The 17,218-nt window shown below is 40.6% G+C and carries 19 protein-coding genes, 2 tRNA genes and 4 pseudogenes; 13 read left to right on the top strand and 12 right to left on the bottom strand.

Annotated features, from left to right (window positions below):
- Positions 1-95 precede the first annotated feature (95 nt).
- From SD31_RS07995 to SD31_RS07975, 5 genes are all read right to left on the bottom strand, one after another.
- Positions 96-169 (bottom strand) — tRNA-Asp (locus SD31_RS07995).
- A gap of 75 nt (positions 170-244) precedes the next feature.
- Entirely contained in the window at positions 245-1,318 is a 1,074-nt protein-coding gene (prfA, locus tag SD31_RS07990) for a peptide chain release factor 1 (RefSeq protein ID WP_039053743.1), read from the bottom strand.
- Between the two features lie 79 nt (positions 1,319-1,397).
- Complete coding sequence (locus SD31_RS07985) at positions 1,398-1,727, bottom strand: DMT family transporter (RefSeq protein WP_039053742.1); 330 nt, start codon at positions 1,725-1,727, stop codon at positions 1,398-1,400.
- A 68-nt stretch (positions 1,728-1,795) separates the two neighbouring features.
- Positions 1,796-2,356, bottom strand: a complete 561-nt coding sequence (locus tag SD31_RS07980) for a Crp/Fnr family transcriptional regulator (protein ID WP_039053741.1) — start codon at positions 2,354-2,356, stop codon at positions 1,796-1,798.
- The gene (locus tag SD31_RS07975) at positions 2,347-3,093 is read right to left on the bottom strand and encodes a UDP-2,3-diacylglucosamine diphosphatase (RefSeq protein ID WP_039053740.1); all 747 of its coding nucleotides are present in this window, start codon (positions 3,091-3,093) and stop codon (positions 2,347-2,349) included. The genes SD31_RS07980 and SD31_RS07975 overlap by 10 nt, the downstream gene beginning before the upstream one ends.
- Before the next feature lie 91 nt (positions 3,094-3,184).
- Between SD31_RS07975 and SD31_RS07970 the strand changes: the two are divergent.
- The 7 genes and pseudogenes from SD31_RS07970 (at position 3,185) to SD31_RS15250 (ending at position 8,320) form a co-directional block, all read left to right on the top strand.
- Positions 3,185-5,334 (top strand): annotated as a pseudogene (locus SD31_RS07970) (prolyl oligopeptidase family serine peptidase).
- 36 nt (positions 5,335-5,370) lie between these two features.
- On the top strand, positions 5,371-5,949 hold the full coding sequence (locus SD31_RS07965) for a Crp/Fnr family transcriptional regulator (RefSeq protein WP_039053739.1): 579 nt from the start codon (positions 5,371-5,373) through the stop codon (positions 5,947-5,949).
- A gap of 69 nt (positions 5,950-6,018) precedes the next feature.
- Positions 6,019-6,546 carry a pirin family protein gene (locus SD31_RS07960; protein WP_231561330.1) on the top strand — a complete coding sequence of 176 codons (528 nt, stop codon included), beginning with the start codon at positions 6,019-6,021 and terminating at the stop codon, positions 6,544-6,546.
- Positions 6,467-6,739: a hypothetical protein gene (locus SD31_RS18890; RefSeq protein ID WP_316929816.1), complete on the top strand. Its 273-nt coding sequence runs from the start codon at positions 6,467-6,469 to the stop codon at positions 6,737-6,739. The genes SD31_RS07960 and SD31_RS18890 overlap by 80 nt, the downstream gene beginning before the upstream one ends.
- A gap of 259 nt (positions 6,740-6,998) precedes the next feature.
- On the top strand, positions 6,999-7,361 hold the full coding sequence (locus tag SD31_RS15260; RefSeq protein WP_197053612.1) for a DUF3943 domain-containing protein: 363 nt from the start codon (positions 6,999-7,001) through the stop codon (positions 7,359-7,361).
- 39 nt (positions 7,362-7,400) lie between these two features.
- Positions 7,401-7,664: a hypothetical protein gene (locus SD31_RS15255; RefSeq protein WP_052258791.1), complete on the top strand. Its 264-nt coding sequence runs from the start codon at positions 7,401-7,403 to the stop codon at positions 7,662-7,664.
- Positions 7,661-8,320 carry a hypothetical protein gene (locus SD31_RS15250; RefSeq protein WP_052258788.1) on the top strand — a complete coding sequence of 220 codons (660 nt, stop codon included), beginning with the start codon at positions 7,661-7,663 and terminating at the stop codon, positions 8,318-8,320. The genes SD31_RS15255 and SD31_RS15250 overlap by 4 nt, the downstream gene beginning before the upstream one ends.
- Positions 8,321-8,339: 19 nt before the next feature.
- On the opposite strand, the gene SD31_RS07950 is transcribed toward SD31_RS15250, so the two are convergent.
- The 5 genes and pseudogenes from SD31_RS07950 to SD31_RS07940 all read right to left on the bottom strand — a co-directional run bounded on the left by SD31_RS07950 (position 8,340) and on the right by SD31_RS07940 (position 10,447).
- A complete protein-coding gene (locus SD31_RS07950) occupies positions 8,340-8,897 on the bottom strand; it encodes a GNAT family N-acetyltransferase (RefSeq protein ID WP_039053738.1) in 558 nt (185 codons plus the stop codon).
- Between the two features lie 67 nt (positions 8,898-8,964).
- Entirely contained in the window at positions 8,965-9,831 is an 867-nt protein-coding gene (locus SD31_RS07945) for a hypothetical protein (protein ID WP_316929814.1), read from the bottom strand.
- Between the two features lie 78 nt (positions 9,832-9,909).
- A pseudogene (locus SD31_RS20815) lies at positions 9,910-10,065 on the bottom strand (trigger factor); the annotation flags it as partial.
- Entirely contained in the window at positions 10,013-10,297 is a 285-nt protein-coding gene (locus tag SD31_RS20810; RefSeq protein WP_316929813.1) for a trigger factor family protein, read from the bottom strand. The pseudogene SD31_RS20815 and the gene SD31_RS20810, both read right to left, overlap by 53 nt.
- A gap of 68 nt (positions 10,298-10,365) precedes the next feature.
- A tRNA-Leu gene (locus SD31_RS07940) sits at positions 10,366-10,447 on the bottom strand.
- 402 nt (positions 10,448-10,849) lie between these two features.
- Between SD31_RS07940 and SD31_RS07935 the strand changes: the two genes are divergently transcribed.
- From SD31_RS07935 to SD31_RS18880, 6 genes and pseudogenes are all read left to right on the top strand, one after another.
- Positions 10,850-11,320: a hypothetical protein gene (locus tag SD31_RS07935; protein WP_231561328.1), complete on the top strand. Its 471-nt coding sequence runs from the start codon at positions 10,850-10,852 to the stop codon at positions 11,318-11,320.
- 144 nt (positions 11,321-11,464) lie between these two features.
- Positions 11,465-11,959, top strand: coding sequence for a transcriptional regulator (locus tag SD31_RS20805; RefSeq protein WP_316929812.1), 495 nt, complete (start codon positions 11,465-11,467; stop codon positions 11,957-11,959).
- Positions 11,960-12,861 (top strand): annotated as a pseudogene (locus SD31_RS20140) (inner membrane CreD family protein).
- Between the two features lie 25 nt (positions 12,862-12,886).
- Positions 12,887-13,282, top strand: a complete 396-nt coding sequence (locus SD31_RS20135) for a cell envelope integrity protein CreD (RefSeq protein WP_262506586.1) — start codon at positions 12,887-12,889, stop codon at positions 13,280-13,282.
- A gap of 232 nt (positions 13,283-13,514) precedes the next feature.
- A complete protein-coding gene (locus SD31_RS07920; protein ID WP_231561326.1) occupies positions 13,515-15,299 on the top strand; it encodes a S9 family peptidase in 1,785 nt (594 codons plus the stop codon).
- Positions 15,214-15,510, top strand: a complete 297-nt coding sequence (locus SD31_RS18880) for an alpha/beta hydrolase family protein (protein ID WP_231561325.1) — start codon at positions 15,214-15,216, stop codon at positions 15,508-15,510. Before SD31_RS07920 ends, SD31_RS18880 begins: the two co-directional genes overlap by 86 nt.
- A 226-nt stretch (positions 15,511-15,736) precedes the next feature.
- Here the strand turns inward: SD31_RS18880 and tsf are convergent, their stop codons facing one another.
- Positions 15,737-16,573: a translation elongation factor Ts gene (gene tsf, locus SD31_RS07915; RefSeq protein WP_039053737.1), complete on the bottom strand. Its 837-nt coding sequence runs from the start codon at positions 16,571-16,573 to the stop codon at positions 15,737-15,739.
- 161 nt (positions 16,574-16,734) lie between these two features.
- Positions 16,735-17,218, bottom strand: a pseudogene (rpsB, locus tag SD31_RS07910) (30S ribosomal protein S2); the annotation flags it as partial.

Genomic DNA, 17,218 nt, shown 5'->3' with positions numbered 1-17,218 from the left:
TGGCCTTGGCAGTTCTACCAGCCGTCATCTATCGGGCAGTACGGTATTGAATCGTTTTTAAAGGTAACGTGCTAAGTGTTGAAACTAATTCTGGTCGGTCTGGACGGGACTCGAACCCGCGACCCCATGCGTGACAGGCATGTATTCTAACCAGCTGAACTACCAGACCTCAACCCTTCTTTCGAGAAGGTGTGCAAATATAGGGCTGTTTTGCGAAAAAACAAACTTTTTTTATCAAAAAAAATTAGTCTACAGCACCCTCTTTCATCTTCTCTGCATTCTCTGCAAATTGCAGTGCATCGATAATCTCCTGAATATCACCGTCCATGATTGCAGGAAGGTTGTAAAGTGTCAAACCGATACGATGTTCGGTAACACGACCTTGTGGGTAGTTGTAGGTTCTGATTTTTGCCGAACGGTCTCCGGTAGACACCAAAGTCTTTCTTCTGGCAGCGATGTCGCCATTTTTCTTATTAAGTTCTAGCTCATACAATTTGTTACGCAACATCTCCATTGCGCGCTCACGGTTTGCCAATTGTGAGCGTTCTACTTGGCATACCACGACGATACCGGTAGGTTTGTGTGTAAGCTGTACTTTTGTTTCCACTTTATTGACGTTCTGACCACCGGCACCTCCCGAACGTGAAGTTTGCATCTCTATATCACCAGGGTTAAGTTCTACATCCACATCTTCTGCTTCAGGAAGTACGGCTACGGATGCTGCGGAGGTGTGTACACGTCCTTGTGTTTCCGTATCTGGCACCCGTTGTACGCGGTGTACACCTGATTCGTATTTCAGCTGTCCATATACGTCTTCGCCTATAACTTTGATGATAACCTCTTTATATCCTCCCGCTGTTCCTTCCGTAACATCCATAACTTCTGTTCTCCATCCTTTTTTCTCACAGAAGCGGGTGTACATACGGTAAAGGTCGCCCGCAAAAAGAGCTGCCTCATCACCTCCTGTACCACCACGGATTTCGAGGATGGCATTACGTGAATCTTCAGGATCTTTAGGGATAAGCATGAGACGTATTTCCTCCTCTTTCTCCTCTTTTTGTGTGGAAAGAATTTCCAATTCCTCCTTAGCCATCTCGCGAAGTTCTTGGTCTTTCTCGTTGGCTAAGATATCTTTACTCGCTTCGATGTTGCTTATAATATTTTTATAAATATGGTATTGCTCTACGATTTTGCCTAACTCTTTATATTCTTTGTTCAGTTTCGCAAAGCGCTTCATATCGGAGATGGTGTCAGGCTTGCTTAATTCAGCTTCCACTTCTTCCCATCTTTCTTTGATTGCTTGTAATTTTTCTAACATAATTCTAAAACCTTCAGGTCCAAAAAAGTCTTTTGGATTGGCAAAATTACTGAAAATTTATCTGATTACACGTAGTTTTTTAATGACTTGATACGGCTTTCAATCCGACGATGGATGCGATAAGGGTGAAAATGAAAAACAAACGCCAGAAGTCTGTAGGCTCTTTAAAGAAGATGATGCCTATCAAAACTGTTCCTACAGCTCCAATTCCCGTCCATACGGCGTAGCTAGTACCCATAGGTAGAGTTTGTGTTGCTTTGATCAATAGTCCCATGCTGGCAAAGAGGCAGACCACGAACCCCAGATACCATCCGTACATGGTGGTGCCTGTAGTTTCTTTGGCTTTGCTCAGGCAAGTGGTGAAGCCTACCTCAAACAGTCCTCCTAAAATTAAAAATATCCAGTTCATATGTTTGTGTTTATGAAGTACAAAGATGAGGTAACGGCAGGAAATAACCTTTTACAAATGATAAAAAATTATATCTCTGCACGTATGCGGGATAAAGTTACCTGTGAAACCCCTAGGTAGGAAGCTATATAGCCCAATTTGATGCGCTGGAGGAGCTTAGGTGCTTTTTTCAACAGCTCAGTGTAGCGTTCACTTGCTGATTTGAACAGGCTTTGCATAAGACGTGCTTCGATTTTTAGGGTTTCCAGTTCTGCAAGCTTGCGACCCCAGTTGGCTATGGATAGGGAAGAGGCATAGAGCTCCTGCAGCTCCTGGATAGAAATTCTGTAGATGACACAAGGCTCTAAGGTGTCAACGATTTCGTAGGTTGGAAGAGAGTGAACATAGCTGTTGAGCGGTAATATGATATCACCAGGAAAGCAGAAGTCCAGTACAACCTCTTTTTCTTCCTTCGGATAAAAAATGCGGCATATGCCTTCTTCGAGAAAATAGATGTATTTGTTTACCTCTTGGTGTTGGATGAGTATCTCTCCTTTAGAAACGCAGAGTTTATGGGCTATGGCAATAATCTTATCCATATCCTCTTCCACGAGTGGATATATCTGTTGTATGCCTTTTGTTAGCTCCATTTTTCTAAGGATAGGTTTTCACCGTCCCATACGGCATAAGTGCAATGGTTGATCCATTCTCCGAGATTCACGACTTCTGTACTATTGTTCACCTTGATATGATAAGGAACATGTCTATGTCCAAAGACCATATAGTCGAAATGTTCTTTTTGCAAAAGCTCTTTACTATAGACGATGAGCCATTCTTTGTCTTCTCCCAGAAAAGTTTCCGGTGCTTGACTCGAGATGCGACTGTGGCGTGACCAACGTGTAGCTATGCCTATACCTAGGTTGGGGTGTAAGCGTGCGAAAAGCCATTGACACAAGGGACTTCGGAAAATCTTTTTCAGCATCTTGTATTTTCTGTCTCCCGGACCTAAACCATCACCGTGATGTATATAGAATTTCTTTCCATTTAGGTTGAGCTCCAGTTCATTATCGATGATGGAGGCTTTCAGCTCTTTCTTCAGATAACCAAACATCCACATGTCGTGATTCCCCTTGAAGAAAGTCAGCTTGATGCCCATGTCTGCCAGTTCTGCTAATTTCCCTAGGAAGCGAATATATCCTTTGGGAACGACAGTAGCATATTCAAACCAAAAGTCAAAGATGTCTCCTACAAGATATAATTCTGCAGCATCTTTCTTAATATGGTCAAGCCAGCTGACGATTGTCCGCTCCCGTTCTTCCGATTTGGATTGAGGATATGCTCCTAGATGGAAATCTGATGCAAAATATATCTTGTCTCTTGGTTGCATATTGGTCAAAATTACCAAAATAGCACATGCAAACAAACCATTATCTGCAAACTCCCAATATTTATTAGCTTTGTGTTATAAATTTTAAATTATGAGAAAGAATATAAGTTCAGGTTTGGTCATGATGATGGCTCTAGTAAGTTGTCAGTCACAGAATAAAATTGAAGCATTGAAAAATATCACATTAAAACCTTACCCGCAGACCGAAAAGATAGACCACAAAGATGTTTATTTCGGTACAGAAGTAGAAGATCCTTATCGTTGGCTGGAAGACGACCTTTCGGATAAGACTAAGGCTTGGGTCAAAGAACAGAATGAGGTGACGCAGGATTATCTTTCACAGATTCCTTATCGCGAAGCTATCAAGCAGCGCCTAGAATATTTGTGGAACTATGAAAAGTATTCTGCACCTTTTGAGGAGGGGGAATATATTTATTGGTTCAAAAATGACGGACTTCAAAACCAGTCCGTACTTTATAGGAAGAAAGGAGAAAATGGTAAAGAAGAAATCTTCTTAGATCCAAACAAATTTTCGGAAGATGGGACCACTTCGCTGGCAGGCATCTCTTTCAGCAAGGATGGCTCCTTAGTGGCCTATCAGATTTCTGAAGGCGGATCGGATTGGCGTAAGGTTATCGTCATGCGTACTGCGGATAAATCCATTGTAGGAGATACATTAGTCAATGTTAAATTTTCGGGATTGGCATGGAGAGGAAACGAAGGGTTTTACTACAGTTCCTACGACAGACCTAAAGAAGGTTCTATTCTGTCGGCAATGACAGACGCTCATAAGCTATATTTTCATAAGCTTAATACCCCACAGACCGACGATGAGCTCATCTTAGGAGGTGAAAATCTCAAAAGACGATATATAGGTGCTTATCTTACGGAAGATGAACGATTTTTGGTTGTAAGTGCCGCCAATACTACTTCCGGCAATGAGTTGTATATCAAAGATTTGACTATACCTAATTCGGATTTTGTGGCCATCGTTCCGAATATGGACAAAAATCACGCTGTGCTGGACAATGAAGGCTCACGGCTGATAATCTATACAGAGCTAAATGCTCCTAATGGTAAGATTGTTACGGTGGACTTTGCCAATCCTACCCCAGATCATTGGGCAGATCTTATTCCAGAGACGGAGAATGTCCTTACCCCTTCTGTAGGAGGAGGTAAGATTTTTGCCACTTACCTAAAGGATGCTATCTCCATGGTTAAGCAGTATGACCGGAACGGAAAGCTGGAAAGAGAAATTGAGCTGCCAGGAGTAGGTACTGCCAGCGGATTCAGTGCAAAGAAAAAGGATAAGCACTTATATTATTCCTTTACATCGTATATCCATCCAAACACAATTTATAAATACAATATCGAAACGGGTAAATCCGAAGTTTATAAAGAATCGGGAGTGAAGTTTGACCCTTCACAGTATGAGTCCAAACAAGTGTTTTATACCTCTAAAGATGGAACGAAAGTGCCGATGATTATCACCCATAAAAAAGGGATAAAGCTTGATGGGACGAATCCAACCCTATTGTACGGTTACGGAGGATTCAATATCAGTTTGACACCTGCCTTCAGCCTAGCACAGGTAATACTGTTAGAACAAGGAGGAGTATATGCTGTGGCTAACCTTCGTGGAGGTGGCGAATATGGAGAAAGATGGCATCTGGCAGGCACCAAGATGAATAAGCAGAATGTGTTTGATGACTTTATTGCTGCGGCAGAATATTTGATTAGTGAAAAATATACATCTTCTGAACGTTTGGCTATCGCGGGAGGCTCCAACGGAGGTCTTTTGGTAGGAGCATGTATGACGCAGCGTCCGGAGCTCTTCAAGGTGGCATTCCCTGCCGTAGGGGTGTTGGATATGTTACGTTACCATAAGTTTACGGCCGGTGCGGGATGGGCCTTTGATTACGGTACTTCGGAGGACAGCAAAGAGATGTTTGAATATTTGTATCGTTATTCGCCGTATCATGCGTTGAAACCCGGCGTAGCTATCCGACGACGATGATCACCACGGCAGATCATGACGACCGTGTGGTGCCAGCACATTCTTTCAAGTTTGCCGCACGCCTTCAGGAGTACCACAAAGGAAACCATCCGGTCCTTATTCGCATAGATACGAAGGCAGGACATGGTGCCGGAAAATCGACGTCAATGCAGATTGAAGAATATGCAGATCGATGGGCCTTCATGTTTCAGAATATGGGCATTGGCTATACCGAAATTAAATAGTAAATTAGTAGGACGACGAGAAGGTCGTCCTTTTTTATGGTAGAAAAGTTAATCCGACATATCCAAGGTATAGTGGCTCTCTCATCAGAAGAGATAGATATTATCAAGAGCTTAGTGAAGGAAAGGGAGGTGCCACGCAAAAAGTTTTTGCATCAGGCAGGAGAAATCCCATATTATTCTGCTTTTGTGGTGGAAGGATGTTTACGCTCATATACCGTAGACCGTAACGGATTTGAACATATTCTGCAGTTTGCTCCAGAAAACTGGTGGATTTCGGATATGTACTCTGTTGTGAAGAATCAACCCAGCATTCTTTATATCGATGCACTTATTGACAGCAAGGTTCTGTTGCTAAGCAGAAGTTGCCAGCTGTCGCTTTTCGATAGTATTCCTAAGTTGGAACGGTATTTCCGCATTCTGACGGAAAATGCACTGGCCTCCAGCAATCAACGAACGATAAACTATCTAAGTCTTTCCGCGAAGGAGAGGTATGAACGCTTTTGCGAGATGTATCCTTCTCTCATACATACCATTCCTCAAAAATCCGTTGCCTCCTATATAGGCATCACTCCTGAGTTTTTGAGTAAGCTGCGTGCCGAAAGAATAAAGGTCTAATTCTTAATGTAAGTTAAGAAATACGCCAGAAGGGTGAATTATCTTTGTGTAAAACAAAGAAAGGAGTATATGATGAGGACGACCCTTTATAGAGCAGGCAGTAGAGGTTATGCTGACCATGGCTGGTTGAAAACCTATCACACCTTCAGCTTCGCAGGGTACTACAACCCTGAACGTATTCATTTTGGGGCCTTGCGGGTGCTGAACGATGATCATGTGGAAGGAGGTAGTGGCTTCGGTCTTCATCCTCATAGTAATATGGAAATTATTTCCATACCATTGAAAGGGGCATTGGCTCATACGGATAGTATGGGCAACTCGGGAGTGATAGGTGAAAACGAAATCCAGGTTATGAGCGCCGGTAAAGGTATTCAGCACAGTGAGTATAATGCAAGCGAGGTGGAGCCTGTAGAGTTCTTGCAGATTTGGGTTTTTCCTAACCAAGAGAATGTGGAACCACGCTATGATCAAATTAAAATAAATCCTGAAAGTACGATAAAAACAAGGTGGCAAACAGATTGTATCTCCATCAGCAGAAGAGAAAGAAGGAACATGGATTTATCAGGAGGCTTGGTTTTATCTAGCGGATTTAGATAAAAATAAAGTGTTGGATTACACCAGGAAAGGAGAAGCTACAGGACTTTATCTTATGGTATTGGAAGGAGAAGTGGAAATAGCAGGACAGACCCTGCAAAGGAGAGATGCCATTGGAATTGAAGATGTACGACAAATAACTGTTAAGTCTCTAGAGGATTCTTTCTTATTACTTATGGAAGTTTCTCTTTTGTAACGTTTTTCTCATAAAGAGAATTGTTTTTTCTTATTAAATTGTAATAATATTGTCCAAAAATTACAAAGAGGAAGGGACAAAGTACAAAAAACCTCTATTTTTGTGGTCTATGCTGAAAAACCTAGGTTTATTTTTTGTGCTTTTAAGTTTTCCGTTCTTTCTGTTTGCTGCTGAAGAAAGTAATGAGAAAAGAGATTCTTCCCTTTATAATTTGACTTCCAGGGTTAAGCCTCCCCGAAAATTTTGGAAACCTATTACTTTGTTTGATACGATACAGGTTGAAAAGGAGCTTATCCCTACGCGTAAGAAATTCTTTTGGAGAGCCAGCTCGGAATGGTTTTTAGCGCAGGCTTTCCCAGCTACGTTTAATAGGTTTATTAAAAGGGATCCTTTTTCGTATATCTCTTTCAAAAATTTTATTCAACATCAGAAAATCAGCGCCTGGGATTGGGATGACAACCAATTTACTACCAACCAGATTGATCATCCATATCACGGACAGATATATTTCAATGCTTTTCGCAGTAATGGATACAATTTCTACCAATCCAGTATAGCTACATTTTTAGGTAGTTATATCTGGGAGGACGGGAGGAGAGACACAGCATCCCTCCATCAATGATTTGGTGAACACCACTTTCGGGGGGATAATATTGGGGAGATGACGCATCGTGTTTCACGTAACATCTTGGCCCGTAGTAAAAATGGACATAACATTATTGGGAATGAAATTGTAGCCCTATTGGTAAATCCAGTGAATAGCCTGAACCGACTTCTTGATGGAAAGTGGGGTAAGAAAATCGATGATTATTATGCTGCAGACTCTTCTCATATCAGTGCCGAATTTGACATGGGACTAAGGAGATTCGACACTAAGACAGGAGATTTTCTGGAGAAAGGAAAAAATTCCGTATATGCCGTTTGAGATTTTACTACTCTAATGGGGATCATAACTTCAAGCGTCCTTTTGATCAGTTTTCTGTGAATTTTGAGCTGGGAAATGGCGATAGTTCGCGAATCAGCACGATCAACGTACATGCTTTGTTATATGGCGCCGAATTCTTTAAGTCAAAGAAAGGAGAACATTTTGGGACCTTAAATGCGCATTACGACTTTTATAATAATGATGCATTCTTTTATGGTGCCCAGAGTTTGGTTTATAACTGGAATTCGGAATTCCGATATAAGAGTACAAACCGCTTAAATTTATCTGTAGGAGCAGGAGCGGTCTTGTTGGCGGCAGTGCCGGACCCCTACCTCTGGTATGGGCAGGCAAGAAATTACAATTATGGCTCGGGGGCTTCTTATCGGTTTGTGGGGGAGCTGAGTTTGTTGAACCGTTTGCTGATTTATGTCAACTATAACGGAGGCTATTTTCATACCATCAGCGGTACGAAATCGTATTACCTCTTGCATGCCGCCACGGTAGAAACAAGCTTACGTGTCTTCAAGCGCTTTTCACTCAATATAGCTTCAGGATATTTTGCGTTGGATGGACACTTCAAAGACCAGCAGTATCCTGATTTCACTAAGGAGTTTCCTTTTGGAAGATTATCTGTGGGATATAATATTCTTTTTTAAGTAAAAAAATGAATGGAGCTTAGGCTTTTATTTGCATGTGCTCCATCACTTTTCCGAAAATATCTATCTGCTCTACTACTTCAAATCCCAACTTTTCGTAAAGCCGTTTGGCTTTATCGTTGTCTTTTTCTACCAAAAGTCCTAGGGTTTGTTGCCGTTTTTTAACAAATTCTTCGATAGCAAACTCTAAGAGAGCTTTTCCGATACCTTTACCTTGATATTGTGGCGCTACCGCCAAGGTATCAATATAAAATTCACCGGCTTGTGTTTCTTCTGCTGCGTGATAATCTTTCCCGAAGTCAGATTTTATTTTCTCCCATATTGGTTTTCTTAATGTCAACAATTTTGCTCCATCGTACAAACAGATCTGGCCAGCAATCTCATTTCCCACTTCGGCAACATAAATATTCTCATAGGAATATTGATTGTCTGGTAGTGCGATAAAGTAAGCGAGAAAAGCATTCGCTTTATCGCTGTTAGTTTCACCTATGAATTGATAGGTGATTTCTCTCATCGCTAAGTTCATGAGTTTTGCTAGGATGGAGGCCTCCTGAGGAGTAGCTTTACGTATTCTCATATTCTTAAAATAAAAAAGGTTAGCAAACGTCTTTGCTAACCTTTTACATTCTAAAATCAATAAAATTTTATTTATCTAGCTCTTGAAACTTGTTGTAGTCGATTTCTTGTGAGTTGATTTTAACGTTAGATTTCAAGTAATCGAATACTTTCAAGGCTTTAACTTCTTCAAACAGACGGTTAGCTTGTTCTTTGTCTGAAAGCAACTGAAGGGCGAACTGGTTCAATTGTTCTTCCGTAGGCTCTTCATTGAAGTTGTACATCTTGATTTGTGCGTAGATACGTTCTTTTGCCAAATCTACCACCTCATCATATTTGATTTCTAAGTTGTTGGCTGTGATGATGCGGTTTTCAATGATAGTCCATTTCAAGTTGTTCAAGAAGTCAGCGAAACCTTCTTCGATTTCTTGTTCAGTAAGGTTAGGGTTTGTAGCTTTTAACCATCTTTTCAAGAACTCTTCAGGGAATTTTACGTCAACTTTGTCCATGCCGAAAGTGTACATGTCGTTGCGTAATTTTTGATCTGAAGTTTGTTTGAAAAGGTTTTCAACTTCTTCTTTCACTTTAGCGGTAAACTGTTCTTCAGTTGTAACTTCTCCTGCTGCGAACAATTTGTCGAAGAACTCTTGGTTAAGTTCTGCTTCTTCTAATCTGTTGATATTTTTAACAGTAAGTTCGAATTTCGTTACGTCAAGATTCTCAGCTTCCTCTTCAGTGATACCTAAGATGCGAGCTAGGTCAGCTACTTGGAAAGCTTTCTTAACGTCGATTTTTACGCTGTCATCTTTTTTAAGACCTACTAAAGATTTTTTGATTTTAGCGTCTTCGATGATGTCTGTACGTACAGAAGTAGTTTTTTCGATTCCGCCTTCTTTATCTTGCTTCAAGGTAGCATAAAGAACATCTCCTTCTTCAGATACTTCAGGGTTAGTCATTTTGCCGTAGCTACGACGTAAGTTTTTGATACGTTCTGCTAGGGTAGCTTCATCTGCTTTGATGTCGTACTGAGTGAACTCAGCAGATGCATCGAAAGGAATTTCGAACTCAGGCGCTAAACCTATTTCGTAGTTGAAGTTGAAAGTATCTTTGAAGTCCCAGTTGTATTGTGCGTCCTCTTCACCTTCTGCAGGAAGTGGTTGGCCTAATACCTCTAGTTTTTGCTCGGTGATATATGCCGAAATCTTTTCGTTTGATAAGACGATTGATTTCGTCGAATAAGATAGCTTTACCGAAAGTACGTCTAATATGACTTGCAGGTACCATGCCAGGACGGAAACCTGGTAATTTTGCTTTTTTAGCTTGATCTTTAATCGCTTTGTCGACAGCAGGATTATAGTCCTCTGGTGCTAAATTGATAGTAATTTTAGCGATGTTGTCGATTTTCTGATGTGAAATATTCATACTTTTTAGCGTTATGTTCGCATTATAAAAAAAATCCTCCCGATAACTTTTTTCGGGAGGATATCAAGTGCGGAAGAAGGGACTCGAACCCCCACGCCTTGCGGCGCCAGATCCTAAGTCTGGTGCGGCTACCAATTACGCCACTTCCGCAGTTAGGATTTCTTTTGATGACACAAAGATAGGCGCTATTTTCGGTTTTGTCAAGTCTTTTGATGAATAAATTTTATGTTTTTTTACTGTAAATGGGCTAATAGGTTAGTTATCAGAAATATTATTTTTTTTCATGATTTTTTGTGCTGTCTCATAATTTTTCTCGACAACAAGGTATGTATCGCTTAGATCACGCTTAAGATTGCTCACGATAAGATGGTTTTTCACATCTTTTTTTCCGAAAGGGAAGGTGACATTCTTCCTGTTGTCGGGGTGGAGAAGGGGAAAAAATTAAAAATTGTCGGATTATTCAGAAAACTTGTGGAGGATGTATGGTGTAATTTTAAAAAAAATTTGGTGATGTAAAATTTTATCATCAACTTTGGATATCAAAGTACTTTTATGAATCATAAAGATTTAATAGACGAAATAGGGCATATACGTTCCTTGATGGAGAAATCATCAAAATTTATGTCCATCAGTGGGCTGTCAGGCGTATTGATTGGTTTTTATGCTTTAATAGGTGCGGGGACAGCTTATGCATATATTTATGGGGGTGATGCTGTTTTTGCATATCGTGATCAGTATCTAAATGCAGACACGATTCCCGTATTTACCTTTATTGCATTGTTGGTTTTGTTAGCTTCTATAGTGACAGGCTATCTTATGGCTTTACGTAAGGCAAAGCAGGCAAGACAGTCGGTGTGGAATCCGGCTAGTAAAGCTTTATTGCAGGCTATGCTGATACCTTTGATCACAGGAGGAACGATAAGTTTGATATTCCTTAATAATGGAAATTACGAACTGATTGCTTTCACATTTGCTTGTTTTCTATGGACTAGCTCTAGTTTCTGCCTCTTACTTTTCGTTTAAGGAGCTGCGGTGGTTAGGGATTTTGGATATTATTTTGGGATTACTAGCTTTGTGCCTGCCTGGCTACGGCATCTTTTTCTGGGCTGCCGGATTTGGCCTTTTGCATATTGTTTATGGTTTAATCGTACATCAGCGTTACGAAAAGTGAAGTTAGACTTATCTCTATACGACAAGATATTGGAAAATCGTGTTCGTTTGCAAATCATGAGCATTCTGGTAGCAAACGAACATTACGATTTCAATTCACTGAAAGAACTTTTGCAGGTGACGGACGGCAACTTAGCTTCCAACCTGAAAAGTCTCGAGAAAGAAGGATATATTACCGTAGAAAAATCTTTCATAAACAGAAAGCCTCATACCAAGTATCGCAAAACCGAGAAAGGTCAAAAGGCCTTTGAAAATCACCTTATGGCTCTAGAAAATTTAATCAAACAACAGTATAAATTAATTTTTTTAACCAACAACTTTGAAAACCAAAGTACTTTTAAACAATGCTATTATGGAGACTTCAAATCACAATGTACACGATCAAGGTTTAGTAAGCATCTACGACCGATTGACAAATTCGTCGGTTTTGAAGATGGTTGTTATTTTCTTTCTTACCTCGTTTATGTTGATACCGATGTCATGGATCTATGACTGATTCAGGAGCGAAGGCAAAGAGAAGAAAGCGTAACCAAGGAAATTGCTCAAAAATGGGGTAGGGCACAGGTGGTAAGTGCGCCCGTGCTGGCTATCCCTATAGCTATTGGGAAGAGACGCTACAAAAAGATGCTGAAGGAAAATCTGCTTCCGTAAAAACTTTAGCGCATGACTGGATCTTTATGTTGCCGGAAAAATCCGATATTAAAGTATCCGTAACGCCGGAAACTTTGAATAGAGGAATCTATCAATCTGTCGTATACACAGCTAAGGTGTCGATTAAGGGGAATTTTAATAAGCCCGATCTTTCTGCTCTTAGGATTGATGGAAACACTGTAGACTGGAAAAATGCCAGAATCATCTTTGGAGTAGAAGATATCAAAGGATTGTCTCTTTCTCCAAGCTTATATTTTGCGGGTAACCATTATACGCTGAAAAAGGATAATTCCATACAGGGGGTATTTCCAAACATGTTAGAAGCGGCGCCAATAGGATTAGGAGAAGACGATAAGGTTGCTTCAACATTTGAACTTAATTATGAGATTAAAGGTTCGAAATCGTTCAATTTCCTTCCTTTGGCAGACCAAACAAAGCTTATGGTAGAAGGCAGCTGGTCAAATCCCAGCTTTAATGGGGGATTTTTACCGGATGACCGTAAGGTGGGGCAGGAGGGATTCCAGGCCGTTTGGAACATTGCTAGTTTTGGTCGTAAGTTACCTCAGCAGTGGATAGGTCTACAGCGTATATACAACTTTGCCGACATCCCTTTGTCGAGAGAAGATATGATAATGACAAGCGAAGAGCTTTCTAATCCTGCCTCACAGTCCTCCGTGGCGACAGATACGGATATGGTTCAAGTGAATTTCCTTCCGGAGGTGAATAACTATCAGAAGACCTAGTCGGGTTGCGAAATACGGCATTTTGGTGATAGTGCTGACATTTGCTTCTTTATTCTTCACAGAAATTATCAAAAAACAGCGTGTCCATATACTTCAATATATACTTATAGGGATCGCTATGGTTGTATTTTACTCGCTGTTATTGGCCATTTCTGAGCATTTGGGATTCAATATTGCCTATTTAATAGCGTCAATTGCCACAGTATCCTTAATAGCATCATTTATCCTGATGATCACCCGACAGAAGAAGACAGCTCTTTTGTTTGGGATGATTCTCTCGTTATTTTATATATTTATATATGTGCTTATGCAACTGAGGGATTATTCGCTTATCGTCGGCTCTATAGGCATATTTATTATTCTGGCCGTATCGATGAAGTTGTCTACAAAGGTAAATTGGTACACCTTCGACAGGCAATGAGATTGGGAAAGGAAGGTATCAAGATATATTTGACTTATATCTTGATGTTATGGATGAGGAGAAGCAGAGAGCTAGTATAGACACTTTTAAAATTCTTTCCTATCTTGTACCACAAAACGATAGAGAAGATGAATAAAGTAACTATATTATCCGCTTTTCTACTTTTGGGACTTCAGGGACAGCTCAGCGCCTTCCTGAAAAGCAAGTAGATGCCAATCAATTTAAATCACAGATGAAAGAAGCTTTATCGAAGCGTGCCATGACACCTACAGACCTTTGGGCTGTGGGACGAGTGTCGGCAGAAGGATTAAGTGCTGATGGTTCTACCCTCGTGTACGGTGTGTCAAATTATTCTTTCGAGCAGAACAAATCGGAGAAAAATCTATTTACAATACCTGTAAAAGGAGGTGTGGCTAAACCTTTCACTACGGATCCAGGAGGTGAGTCAGTCATTGAGATTACACCGGAAAATGAAGTGATTTATTTATATAAAGGACAGCTTTGGAAGAAAAATATAAATGGAGGAGAAGCCGTACAGCTCACCAACTATGAGGGAGGACTCTCGGATGTTAAACTTTCCCCAGATAAGAAACATATCCTTTTCAGCAAGCAAGTGCTTATCAAGAAATACCATAGTGTAGACAAGTATCCGGATCTTCCAAAGTCCAATGTTTATATCTATGATGATTTGGATTACAAACATTGGGATAGCTTTAACGACGGACGGTTCAACCATCCTTTTGTAGCGAGCTACAACCAAGGACAGATTGGTGAAGCCATAGATCTGTTGGAGGGACAGCCTTATTATACGCCTACTGCACCATTTGGCGGGGCAGAAGACTATGTTTGGGCGCCGGATAGTAAATCCATACTTTATGTGTGCAAGAAGAAATTTGGGAAAGATTATGCTTTGAGCACGAATACCGATATCTACAAGTACGATTTAGATACCAAGCAGACGACAAACCTTACGGAAGGTTTGATGGGCTATGATACTAATCCGTCCTTCAGTCCTGACGGCAAATATCTTACTTGGCTGAGCATGAAGACAGACGGCTATGAGGCCGATAAAAACGACATCATGCTGATGGATATAGCTAGTGGTAGAAAGCTGAACCTCACTGCACATTGGGATGAGACCATAAATTCATTTTTCTGGAGTAAAGACAATAAGAAGATATATTTTGTAGCACCGACAAAAGGTACGGTTCAGCTTTTTGAGTTGACGGTACCAGCCAATCTGAATGTACGCTCGTTGCCGGCTATTCAGCAGCTGAGTCAAGGACAGTTTGATATCAATGGTATTGTGGGAGAAACAAAGGAGGGCCTTGTCGTAACATCGACAACTATGACACGAGCCACTGAGATTTATTTGTTCTCTCTCAAAAAGAAAAATCTTACGCCAATCACTTCGGTTAATGATGCATTGTATGCTCAGCTGAAAGAAACAAAAGTGGAAGGGCGCTTCTGTAAAGCCTCCGATGGTGCAGATCTATTTTCTTGGGTAATCTATCCGCCGGATTTTGACCCTAACAAAAAGTATCCTACCTTATTGTTCTGTCAGGGAGGTCCTCAATCAGCTACAACACAAGGATATTCTTTCCGTTGGAATTTCCAGCTTATGGCTTCTCAAGGTTATATCGTTATCCTTCCTAACCGAAGAGGAATGCCTGGATGGGGTGTTAAGTGGAATCACGACATCTCTAAAGATTGGGGTGGGCAAGCTGTCCGCGACTATATTGCTGCTATTGATGACTTCAAGAAAGAACCTTATGTGGATAGTGAACGTATAGGGGCTATAGGAGCAAGTTACGGTGGCTATTCTGTATTTATGTTGGCAGGAGTACATGAAGGTCGTTTCAAAACTTTCATCTCGCACTGTGGCCTGTTCAATATGGAATCATGGTATGGCACCACTGAAGAGCTCTTCTTTGCCAACTACGATTTGGGAGGTCCGTATTGGGATAGAAAAAATTCAAAATCATTATCAGGAGTTCAACCCTATCAAACATATTGACAAGTGGAATACGCCAATCCTTATTTTTCAAGGAGGAAAAGATTTCCGCGTGCCAATAGGACAAGGTCAGGAGGCTTTTCAAGCGGCTCAGCTGAAAGGAATAAAAAGCCGCTTTGTTTATCTTCCGGATGAAAACCACTGGGTGCTTTCAGGACACAATGCTCAAGTGTGGCAGAGAGAATTCTTCGGTTGGTTAAAGGAAACTTTGTAATGCAAAAAAGAAAAGTCTGAAGCGGGGAACTTCAGACTTTTCCAAACTAACCAATTATTAACCTAAATATGAATTTACTTCTATAACGCGAATTGTGTGCCATTATTTTATTAGGTTGTCTGTTTTAACAAAAATTTAACAAATCGTTTTAGGAAGTGGATATAATAAAAAGCCTTGCTTATTAAAGCAAGGCTTTTTATTTGGATTTTAGATGATTCTTTATGTATTAAGCACCTAATTGAACGCGTTTGAAAGCTGTTACTGTCAATCCTTTAGAAACGCTGTCTAAGAATTGAGCGATGCTTTTCGAAGAATCTTTAACGAACTCTTGGTTCAATAAAGTAGATTCTTTGTAGAATTTGTTCAATTTACCTTGAGCGATTTTCTCAACCATTTCTTCTGGTTTACCTTCTGCACGGATTTGCTCTTTAGCGATTTCTAGCTCACGCTCAATAGTTTTTGCGTCCACATCGTTTTTATCGATAGCGATAGGGTTCATCGCAGCGATTTGCATAGCCACGTCTTTACCAGCCTCTTCAGCACCTTCTACAGCAGCAGAAAGAGCTACCAATACACCTAGGCGGTAGTTACCGTGGATATAAGCGATAACTTTTTCACCAGTGATAGTTTCGTATTTAGAAACATCGATTTTTTCACCGATGATACCTGTTTGCTCGATTAAGGCATCAGCAACAGTTTTACCATCGATAGAAAGACCTTTTAATTCTTCTAATGAAGCAGGTTTATTAGCTAGAGCTGTGTCAGCGATTTTTTCAGCAAGAGCAATGAAGTCAGCGTTTTTAGCTACGAAGTCAGTTTCACAGTTTACTTCTACGACGATACCGCTTTTACCATCAGCAGCAGCTTTTGCTATAATCACACCTTCGTTAGAATCACGGTCTTGACGGCTTGCTGCTACTTTAGCACCTTTTTTACGTAGGTAGTCGATAGCTGCTTCGAAGTCACCGTTAGCTTCTATTAAAGCTTTTTTACAATCCATCATACCTGCGCCAGTTTGTTGACGCAATTTGTTTACATCTGATGCAGAAATTTGTACTGACATGATATTTTCTTTTTTAATAAAATTACAATGTTAAAATGAACACCTTAGCTTGACGACTACAGGTGTTTGTTATGAACGAAAAAACCGGAAAGACGTGTTGGGATTGAGGAAGCATACTTCCAGAAACCTACACTTGTCTATCCGGCTTTATGTATAGAATACTATTCTACGTCTTTTGCTTTACGAGTGCGTTTTCCTGGAGTCGCTTCTGCGCCACCATCAGCTGCAGCTTTAGCGGCTGCTGCTTCTTTTTCCGCCTCTTCTTCTTTTTCGCGTTTGCGTTCTTCTAGACCTTCAGCGATTGCTTGACCAATGATACTAGCGATAAGAGCGATAGATTTTGTCGCGTCGTCGTTAGCAGGGATTGGGAAGTCGATGTTAGTCGGGTCAGAGTTTGTATCTACCATCGCGAAAGTAGGGATGTTCAACTTAAGTGCTTCAGACACAGCGATGTGTTCTTTTTTCACATCCACGATGAATAAAGCAGCTGGAAGACGGTTTAAGTCAGCGATACCACCTAATAAGGTTTCTAACTTAACACGCTCACGTTGWATAGAATCATCAATTTTTCTTTCTTAGAAAGTACGTCCGTAAGTTACCATCTTTTTGCATCTTGTCGATTGTTGGACATTTTCTTGATATGAC

It is taken from the genome of Sphingobacterium sp. T2 (assembly GCF_000814685.1).
GTDB lineage: Bacteria > Bacteroidota > Bacteroidia > Sphingobacteriales > Sphingobacteriaceae > Sphingobacterium > Sphingobacterium thermophilum.
The sequence above is the reverse complement of the archived record's forward strand: the minus strand, read 5'-3'. Positions and strand labels throughout refer to the sequence as shown.